A 9,454-nucleotide genomic window follows, 5' to 3' on the forward strand; every position below is an offset into this window, starting at 1 on the left:
AGACCTGACCGGGCGAACGTCGGTGCCGTGCCCGAGTCCGTGATCGCGACCTCGGACGGACGCCTTCCGGAGGCCGTGCTGTCCGGCTACGCCTTCGTGGGCCCGGACGTCGTCTTCGGCGAGGACGGCCGCCGCGCTCGTGGCGACGAGGTGTCCGGAGGACACGACGGCGCCTACACGAGTGTCACGAGGACCGCGACCTCGGCCTCCATCGGGACCGACGCGAACGGCGCAGCGCGCCTCTACCTCTACCGGGCCGGCGCCCGGTGGGCCGTCGGCTCCTCGCTCATCGAGCTCGCGGAGTGGGCGCACGCGTCGGGGCACCCCCTCGACCGCGACGACGACCAGCTCGCGTCCTTCCTCCTCGAGGGCACGATCGGGAGCCAGCTCGTCAGCGACCGGACGGTGTTCCGTCAGATCCGCCTCGTCCCGGTCGGGGCGACCGTCGCCATCAATGCCGGACGCCGGAAGCAATTCAGGGTCGAGCCGCCAGCGGCGACCCCGGCGTGGGAGTCGTACGGAGGCCTGCTCCGACAGGCACTCTGGGAGATCGCCAGCCGAACTCGGACACTACTCGAGAGCGACGTGCCACTGGTCGCCGACGTGACGGGAGGCCGGGACTTCCGGATCGTCCTCGCCGCGCTGCGCGCCGGCAACGGCTCCGATGCGCCGTTCGGCGACCGGGTGCGATTCCGTGCTGACCGGAGGCGACCGGAGGCCGTCGCGGCGACCGAGGCGATGAGCGAGGCGTTCGGGCTGCAACTGAACCAGACCGGGCGGGTACGTCGCGCGGAGGTCGATCCGCGCTGGGGCTTCGACCAGTGGCGCCGCGACGAACTCGGCGTGTACGGACCGATCTACCCCTACCGCACGTCGACACCGGAGCTGCTGCTGTCCGGCACCGGAGGCGAAGCACACCGCCGGGTGTACAAGAGTCCGTCGATGGAGTCGGTCCTCATGCAATCGGTTCCCGACGGCATGGCGCAGACGACCGTCACCTCGCTCGTCGCCGCGATGGATGCGTCGACGGCGGAGGCGATCGGCGAGGTGCCCGACGCGCGGATGTGGCACTTCCGTGCGTTCCGGGAACGCTTCCACGGCGGTCGGACGGCACTCCGGCAACCGGTCTTCGCTCCGCTCACGTCCAGCACACTCCGTCGTGCCTCGAGGCTCCGGGACCCTTCTGGCGAGCTCGGGACGCAGATCACCGTCGACGTGATCCGGAACCTGGCACCGGAACTCCTGGAGGTGCCGCTCGAGCCCGGGGCGAAGCCGTTCCCAGCCCGACAGGTCCTGGGAGCGACGACGGTCTCACCGAAGCGCGTGGTCAGCGGCACGGTGTACGGCACCTCGCCGATGCCACCCGCCGCCGAGAAAGCCGGTTCGGTCCTCGAGCCCTTCCGTGAGGCCTTCGACGCCGTTGTTCCGCGGGTGCTGGAAGCGGGGGTCCTGCCGCGGGAAGTGGTCGACCGTGCCCGAACGGTCGTCGACGGGGCAGCCCGTGTCGACCGCTTCGCTCACGCGTCCGACGGGCAGGTCGTCGGTACGGTGCTGCTCGCCGGCGAGGTTCTCCGGCTGACGTGAGCCGCGCCGGGCACGAGCCCGACCGGTCGATCAGCCGAGAGCACGCACCTTCGCGATGAGCGCCGGAGCGAGGGTGCGTGCGAACGTCGTCGTGAGGTGGTGTTCGTCGCGGTACACCGTGACGCCGCCGATCGCGGTGTAGCACCACCGGTCGTCGCAGAGTGAATCGGTGAAGTCGAGCACCGTTGCGCCCGGGAAACCGGTCGCAGCCTCTGACATGAGGTCCGTCGAGGGGAACGCCCGATCGCGGGGGAGCGAGCAGGCAGCGGGATCCTGCGGTGTCCGCGTCAGACACTCGAGGGCGTCGGCCGGCGCACGAGGCACGTCGTGCAGGACGATGATCTTCGCTCCCCGATTGATCAGGGGCTGCCACACGGCACGGTACCCAGCGACGGCACTCGCGTCGTCGTCGAACCTCGCCGCGGTCGCCGAGGCCGTCGTCAGGACCAGGTCGTACGGCTGGGCCGCGGCGAGTTTCGCGATCATGGTCTTCCGCCATGCGGCACAGGATGCTCGGACCTCCGCGTCGCCGTTCGCGGTCGTCGCGGTGGTCAAGGGACAAGCGGCCTTCGTGTAGGTACTCACGGTCCAGCCGAGCTCCTTCGCAGCTGCTTCGACTGCGGGCTCCCAGCTCACCGCATGCGAGTCGCCGATCAGGGCTACCCGCCGAGGACCGTCACCCAGCTTGCACACGTTGGCCTCGCCGCCAGTGGTCGGCGCGTGACAGCCGTTGCCGTACGCGGCGGGGACGTCGTCGGCAGCCGCGGCCGGCGATGGTGTGAGCGGGTCTCCGCTCGACGTACACGAGTCGAGGTGTTGCAACGCCGGGGCACCGAAACAGCGTTCCTGCGCGGCAGCGCGATCTTCTGCGCGCTGGAGTTCGGCGGCGCTCGCGCGCTGGATCGTCGTGGCCACGGTCTGCATCGGCGTCGCGACGACGAGCGTCAGCGCCAGTGCGCTGGCGACGAGGATCATCGACCGCCGTCCACCGGTGATCCTCCGCCGCCGGAACGGCGTCTCGATCCAGCGGAGGGAGGCTTCCGCGAGGCCGACGACGACGACGAGGACGAGGAGCTTGACGGGCCAGCCGAGATCCTCACCGGACACCGTCCGCGCGAACACCAGCGCGGGCCAGTGCCAGAGGTAGAGCGAGTAGGAGCGGTCACCGATGGCGGCACCGAAACGGACGACGACCGGCGCACCGGTCGACGGGGAGGGCAACGGCCGGGCTGCCAGCAGCAAGGCCGTGGCGGCGACGGGGATCGCAGCGATCGCTCCCGGGAACGCGCTGCTCGGCGTGATGGCCACGAGCGACACCACGAGCCCGGCGGCCCCAGCGACAGTCACCGCCGTGCGGGTGAGCCGGTTCTCGAACCACGCGGCCGGGACGGCGGCCGCGACCGCGCCCACCCCGAACTCCCATGCCCTGGTGCCGGTGGAGAAGTACGCCGGTCCGGGAGTGTTGGCCGTCGCGACGACGGAGTACACGAAGGACACAATGACGATGGCGACGATGACGACCGTCGCTGCTCGGACGACGGCGGGGCGACTCCGTCGCCGGAAGACGAGCGCCACGGCGATCAGGAGCACCGGAACGGCGATGTAGAACTGCTCCTCGACGGACAGGGACCAGAAGTGCTGGACCGCGGTCGGCGCGTTCTCCGCAGCGAGGTAGTCGACGGAATCGCTCGCGAGGAGCCAGTTCTGGAGGTAGACGGCGGAGGCGGCGAGTTGGCGGAAGGTGTCCTGCCACACCGGGCGTGGAAGGACGAGCACCGTCGCGATCCCCGTGACCGCGATGACGGTGATCGCTGCCGGCAGCAGTCGCTTCGCCCGTCGGGCCCAGAACGCGGTCACTGCGATCGTGCCGGAGCGGTCCAGCTCGCCGAAGAGCTGACCGCAGATGAGGTATCCGGAGATCACGAAGAACACGTCGACGCCGACGAACCCACCGTGGAGGCGTGCTGGCCAGAAGTGGTACGTGATGACCGCGAGCACGGCGAAGGCTCGCAGGAGCTGGATGTCCGCACGGGGTCCGCTCGGCCGGACCTGCACCGCGTGCCGACCGCTCATCCTCTGCGCACGCCCCGCACTCGACTGAGGACGGCCGAAGCCGCCCGAGCAGCGCGGTAGACGCGGGACCGCTTGATCGACTCCAGTTCTCGTGCCGTCTGGACGGTCGAGTCGGCGATGTCGTGGTGCTCCAAGTCGACGCGAGCGAACACGTCGGCTGCGAAGTGATCCGCACGCACGCGGAGATCGACCGCGCGTTCGTCCAGGGGACGGGAGAACCAGTCTTCGGCGTATCGAGCTGCGCCGCCGACGTCCGGGACCTGCGCGAGCCCGAGCTCGGCGTCGGCCGATCGCCCGTGGCTCGAACCGAGCGCGTCGATGTACCGACCCAAGACGGTGGAGCTGTTCCCGTCCTCGAGCACCAGGACGAGCGCGCCGCGCCGGTGGGCGTCGAGCGCGGTCGCGGGGGAGAGATCGATTGCGCGGAGCGCAGCGACCTCGACGATGTCGTCCGGGTCGAGGTGCGTCCGGACCACCAATCCGTCGAGGTCCTGCAGGCGGCCCTCGTCTCGCGGACGCACGACCACCTCCGGTCGGATGCGCTCGTCGGCCGTCCGCAACACGGCCCACGCCTCGGCCAGCTGCCGCACGTCCGCTGCCGGCGCGAAGCGGAGATCGAGCGAGAAGCGCCGCGTGTCGTCGGCCGGACGGACCAGGCACGCCGCGAAGCGGTCGACCGGGTCCACCCCGACGGCGAGGAAGAACGCGAGCGAACGTGAGAGCGACGGGTAGCGCCGGTCGAGGATGCGCTGGTGCGCGGCTCGCAGGGCGTTCCGACGCTTCCCGGCGAAGCTCTTGGAACCGGCGTGGAAGACCACAGCACGGTTCGCGATGAGCGAGGCGTACCCGGCTTCGCCGATCCGGAGGCAGAAGTCGTTCTCCTCGCCGTACCCGGGCGCGAAGGCCTCGTCGAACAGGCCGTGTTCGCGGATGGCCGATCGACGGATCAGCAGGCAGAAGCCCATCGCGACCGGGACCGTGTAGGTCTCCGGCAGGAGGGGGGCGACGGCGTCGAACACTTCGCGGGTGCGCTCGAAGGTGCGCTCCGCAGTCGGGTCGCTCAACCGGTGCGGGAGACTGGCGATCGTGGCGTTGTTGCTGCGCGGCGCGACCGCGCCGTTCGCGGGGTCGAGGGCGAGCACCCGCTGCAGTTCCTCGAGGAACCCCGGCGTGGGCACGGCGTCGCTGTTGAGCAGGAGGACGTCGGCGTCGGTCGTGTCGAGTTCGAGCACAGCGCGGTTGCACGTGCCGACGAAGCCGAGGTTGGCGTCGTTCCGTTCGTACCGGAATGCGTCGTCCTCACCGACGAGCTCGAGGATCGCGGCTTCCATCGCGTCGACCTCGGGGCCGCAGTCGTTGACGATCAGGACACGGTGACGTGCCCGGTCGATCGCGGACCGGAGCGCACTGAGGCAGTCCATCACGGACGGGACGTCGCCGTACACGGGAACGACGATGACGACTTCGGCAGTGCTCAACGGACGGTCTCCAGGGTGGCGGCAACGGACTCGACGGCTTCACTGAGCGAGCCGCCCAACTTCCCGGGCTCGACGTCCAGGTAGCCGTTCGGACCCTCGGTCCGAGCGGTCCGGATCGCCTCCGCGAGGGCCGAACCGAGCGATTCGGGGTCGGCTGCGACGGCAGTGAGCATCGGGTGCAGGTCTGCGCGGGTGTCGTAGAACTCGTTCGTGATCGCGCGTGCGCCGGAGATCGCCGCGTCGAACGGCGGGTGGCTCGGGTGGGGGCTGTGCTGGAGCGAGAGGACAACGTTCGCCGAGGCGATGAACTCGAAGTAGTCGTCCCAGGGGAGCGAACCGAGGCTCTCGAGCTTGTGTCCGTGCCCCAGATCGACGTTCCGGTGCTTCTCGCCGGCGGAGGTGAAGCGCACGCGGTTGTCGGGCCCGAGCTCGGCGGCAGCGACCTTCAGCGCCGCGACGCCGAGTCGGTACAGGTTCCGGTGCTTCGACGGACGCCCGTAGAAGAAGACGGTGACGTCGTCGGACTTCGCCCGCGCTGCGGCGACGCGCTGCAGCAGGTCGAGGTCGAGGTGGGGCGCGAAGGTGCGGTCGTCCGCGATCGTGAGGCCCTCTTCCCGTTCCAGGTGGTGGCGCAGCGGTGCCGAGTTCACGAGGAGCTCGAACCCCGCCTGGTACGTCGATCGTGCGATGGCGAACTCGGTGGACCAGGGGCTGAACCCGGGTTCGTAGTCCTGCACGAGGTAGACGACGCGATCGCGCTGTACGGCACCGCCGCGGGCAGCGACGTCGACGGCATGTGCGGTCTTCCAGTGCGTCGCGAGCCAGAAGTCGTCCGGGGTGAACGCGGTGTCGAGGATGCGTTCGCGCGCCACGACGTCCTGTACGACCGTCCCGAACCGTTCGCGGACGACTGCCGCCGCGCCCGCTTCCGACACCCCGGGTACGGTCCAGCTCGTCATGACCACCCGCAGCGGGACGCCCAGCCGCTCCGCGAGCTGGACGGCGACCGCGACGGCCGTCTGCACGCCCGCGAAGGCCTTGCCGTCGCGGACCTCGTTCACGACGAGGTTGAGCGTCGGCGACGTCGCGGTCGTGGCGATGCCGGCCAGGGCGAGACTGGTCTCGGCCAGCTCGCGGTAGGGACGGCTGCCTTCGGGTGCGTGGTCGAACTCGCGCTGGCCGATGCTGCCTCGCGCGTTGGCCTCACCGCTCGGGGCGGCTGGCCGGAGCCGCGCGCGGAGATCGCTGCGGTAGCGATCGTCCGAGAAGTACCGCTTGTTGACCCGGAGGAGGTCGGTGAGGTTGCGCTGCAACGACGAGAGGTTCATCGGTCCTAGGGGGTCTCGGTGAGGGTTACTCGGCAGCCTAACGGAGCGCAGCGGTGCCACATGCGCGCCGCCGCCGGCTCGGTAGGCTTGGCCCCCTGATGATGCAGCGAATCGACCTCCGCGGTGGCCTGCCCGCCCGCGCCGAACTCCTCCGACTCATGCCCCGTGCCGCCGGAGACGTCTCGCACGCAGTGGACGCCGCCCGCGAGCTCGTGGACGCGGTCCGGGAGCACGGGGAGTCCGCGCTGCGGGACCAGGCCGAGCGGTTCGACGGGGGAGCGCCCGCGCACGTGCGTGTGCCGGCCGCCGAGATCGCCGCCGCCGTCGCCGGGCTGACTCCTGCGCTGCGGGAAGCACTGGACGAGGCCATCCGCCGCGTCCGGGCCGCGAGTGCCGCCCAGGTGCCCGCCGGGTCCGTCACGACCCTGGCCGACGGCGCCGAGGTGCACCAGCGCTGGCAGCCGATGCGCCGCGTGGGCCTGTACGTCCCCGGCGGCAAGGCCGTGTACCCGTCGAGCGTCGTCATGAACGTCGTCCCCGCCCAGGTCGCCGGCGTCCGGTCGATCGCACTCGTGTCGCCGCCGCAGCGGGACCACGGAGGCGCCGTGCACCCGACGATCCTCGCCGCGGCCGGACTCCTCGGCATCGACGAGGTCTACGCGATGGGCGGCGCCGGGGCGATCGGTGCGCTGGCGTACGGCGTGCCGTCGATCGACCTCGAGCCGGTCGACCTCGTCACCGGTCCGGGCAACAACTACGTCGCCGCCGCGAAGCGCCTCGTGCGCGGGGTCGTTGGCATCGACGCCGAGGCCGGCGCCACCGAGATCCTCGTGATCGCCGACGACAGCGCGGACCCCGGGTACGTCGCCGCCGACCTCATCAGCCAGGCGGAGCACGACGAGCAGGCCGGCAGTGTGCTGGTGACGATGTCGGCGACGTTCGCCGACGCGGTGGAAGCCGCCGTCCCGTCGCGGGTGGCGTCCCTGGGGACCGCCGCGCGCCTCCAGGCCGCCCTGGACGGACCGCAGTCCGCGATCGTGCTCGTGGACTCGCTCGCCGACGCGGCGACCGTGAGCAACGCGTACGGGCCGGAGCACCTCGAGATCCAGACCGCGGACGACGACGCCGTGCTCGCGGACATCGACGCCGCCGGTGCCGTGTTCGTCGGGCCGAGCACCCCCGTCAGCCTCGGCGACTACCTGGCCGGGTCGAACCACGTCCTGCCGACCGGTGGTCAGGCGCGCTTCGGTGCCGGGCTGTCCGCGTCGACCTTCCTGCGGCCGCAGCAGGTCATCCGGTACTCCTCGGACGCCCTCGCCGAGGTCGCGCCGCACATCGTCGCCCTCGCGACCGAGGAACAGCTCCCCGCGCACGGCGCCGCCGTGACGGAGCGCACGAACCGATAGCCTGGGGGACGCCATGTTCTGCCCCTTCTGCCGCCACCCGGACTCACGCGTCGTCGACTCCCGGACGAGCGACGACGGAACCTCCATCCGTCGCCGTCGTCAGTGCCCGAACTGCGGGCGCCGCTTCTCGACGACCGAGACCGCTTCGCTCAACGTGGTGAAGCGGAACGGCGTGACCGAGCCGTTCAGCCGGGACAAGATCGTGTCGGGCGTGCGCAAGGCGTGCCAGGGGCGACCGGTGACCGACGGCGACCTGGCGGTCCTGGCGCAGCGTGTCGAGGAGACCGTGCGGTCCTCGGGGTCCAGCCAGATCGACGCGAACGACATCGGTCTCGCGATCCTCGCGCCGCTGCGGGAACTCGACGAGGTCGCCTACCTCCGCTTCGCCAGCGTCTACCAGGCGTTCGACTCGCTCGAGGACTTCGAGGACGCCATCACCCAGCTCCGCATCGACCACCACGGCGCCGGCGGCGCGGGTGCCGCAGCACCGGCCGGGGCCGGCGCGTGAGCGGGATCGCCGAACGGATGGTCCGCGGCGGCTACGCCGTGGTGTTCCGCTCGGTGTTCGCCAACATGGACCCCGAGCGCGCCCACCACATCGCCTTCGCCGTGATCAAGGCGCTGCCGCTGGTGCCGATCGTGGGTGGACTCGTCGAGCGGTACTCGCGCCCGTCTGCCCAGGACGGCGTGACGACGATGGGGATCCACTTCCCATCGCGGTTCGGCCTGGCCGCCGGCTTCGACAAGGATGCCCGGGGGATCGGCGGTCTCGGCATGCTCGGCTTCGGACACGTCGAAGTCGGCACGATCACCGCGAAGCCGCAGCCCGGGAACGAGCGGCCGCGGCTGTTCCGGCTCATCCCGGACCGCGCCCTCATCAACCGCATGGGCTTCAACAACCACGGTGCCGCCGCGGCCGCACGTCGGCTCGAACGCGCCCGCCGGAACCCCGGCCGGCCCGTGATCGGCGTCAACATCGGCAAGAGCAGGGTCGTGGACGTCGCGGACGCGGTCGACGACTACCTCGAGTCGACCAGGCGGCTCGCACCGTTCGCGGACTACCTCGCGGTGAACGTCAGCTCGCCGAACACGCCGGGGCTGCGCGGCCTGCAGGAGCTCGACCAGCTCCGCCCGCTGCTGTCCGCCGTGCGCGACGCCGCGGGGAAGGTGCCGGTGCTGGTGAAGATCGCGCCGGACCTCACCGACGAGCAGATCGACGCGATCGCGGGGCTCGCGGTGTCGCTGGGGCTCGCCGGGGTGATCGCGAACAACACGACCATCTCGCGCTCGGGGCTGTCGACCCCCTCGGCTGACGTGTCGGCGATGGGGGCGGGTGGGCTCTCCGGCGCACCGCTCGCCGCCCGGTCGCTCGAGGTCCTGCGGCGGGTACGTGCTGCGGTGCCGTCGGACTTCTGCGTCATCGCGGTCGGGGGCGTGACGAGCGAGCAGGACGTGCAGGACCGGATCGACGCGGGGGCCACGCTCGTGCAGGGGTACACGGCGTTCCTCTACGAGGGGCCGACCTGGGCGGCGCGGATCAACCGGCTGCGCCGTCGGCGGCTGCGGCGCGCCGCGCGCTGACGCG

7 protein-coding genes are annotated in these 9,454 nt (G+C 71.2%); 4 read left to right on the plus strand and 3 right to left on the minus strand.

Annotated elements, in window-relative coordinates:
• Positions 1–27: 27 nt before the first annotated feature.
• Positions 28–1,584, plus strand: coding sequence for a hypothetical protein (locus HP507_RS08490; protein WP_175351346.1), 1,557 nt, complete (start codon positions 28–30; stop codon positions 1,582–1,584).
• A gap of 30 nt (positions 1,585–1,614) precedes the next feature.
• On the opposite strand, the gene HP507_RS08495 is transcribed toward HP507_RS08490, so the two are convergent.
• The 3 genes from HP507_RS08495 to HP507_RS08505 are packed head-to-tail and all read right to left on the minus strand — an operon-like array spanning position 1,615 to position 6,463.
• Positions 1,615–3,657: an acyltransferase family protein gene (locus tag HP507_RS08495; RefSeq protein WP_175351347.1), complete on the minus strand. Its 2,043-nt coding sequence runs from the start codon at positions 3,655–3,657 to the stop codon at positions 1,615–1,617.
• Entirely contained in the window at positions 3,654–5,135 is a 1,482-nt protein-coding gene (locus tag HP507_RS08500) for a glycosyltransferase family 2 protein (RefSeq protein WP_175351348.1), read from the minus strand. Before HP507_RS08500 ends, HP507_RS08495 begins: the two co-directional genes overlap by 4 nt.
• Positions 5,132–6,463: a rhamnosyltransferase WsaF family glycosyltransferase gene (locus HP507_RS08505; protein WP_175351349.1), complete on the minus strand. Its 1,332-nt coding sequence runs from the start codon at positions 6,461–6,463 to the stop codon at positions 5,132–5,134. The genes HP507_RS08500 and HP507_RS08505 overlap by 4 nt, the downstream gene beginning before the upstream one ends.
• 98 nt (positions 6,464–6,561) lie before the next feature.
• Here HP507_RS08505 and hisD point away from each other — a divergent pair, with 98 nt between their 5' ends.
• From hisD to HP507_RS08520, 3 genes are read left to right on the plus strand one after another with little or no spacing between them, the layout of a single operon-like run.
• Complete coding sequence (hisD, locus tag HP507_RS08510; protein WP_175351350.1) at positions 6,562–7,869, plus strand: histidinol dehydrogenase; 1,308 nt, start codon at positions 6,562–6,564, stop codon at positions 7,867–7,869.
• 13 nt (positions 7,870–7,882) lie between these two features.
• On the plus strand, positions 7,883–8,377 hold the full coding sequence (gene nrdR, locus HP507_RS08515; protein WP_175351351.1) for a transcriptional regulator NrdR: 495 nt from the start codon (positions 7,883–7,885) through the stop codon (positions 8,375–8,377).
• Between the two features lie 17 nt (positions 8,378–8,394).
• Positions 8,395–9,450 carry a quinone-dependent dihydroorotate dehydrogenase gene (locus HP507_RS08520; protein ID WP_175351363.1) on the plus strand — a complete coding sequence of 352 codons (1,056 nt, stop codon included), beginning with the start codon at positions 8,395–8,397 and terminating at the stop codon, positions 9,448–9,450.
• Positions 9,451–9,454: the final 4 nt, after the last annotated feature.

The sequence above is a fragment of the Curtobacterium pusillum genome, from assembly GCF_013359865.1.
GTDB classification, from domain to species: Bacteria; Actinomycetota; Actinomycetes; order Actinomycetales; family Microbacteriaceae; genus Curtobacterium; species Curtobacterium pusillum.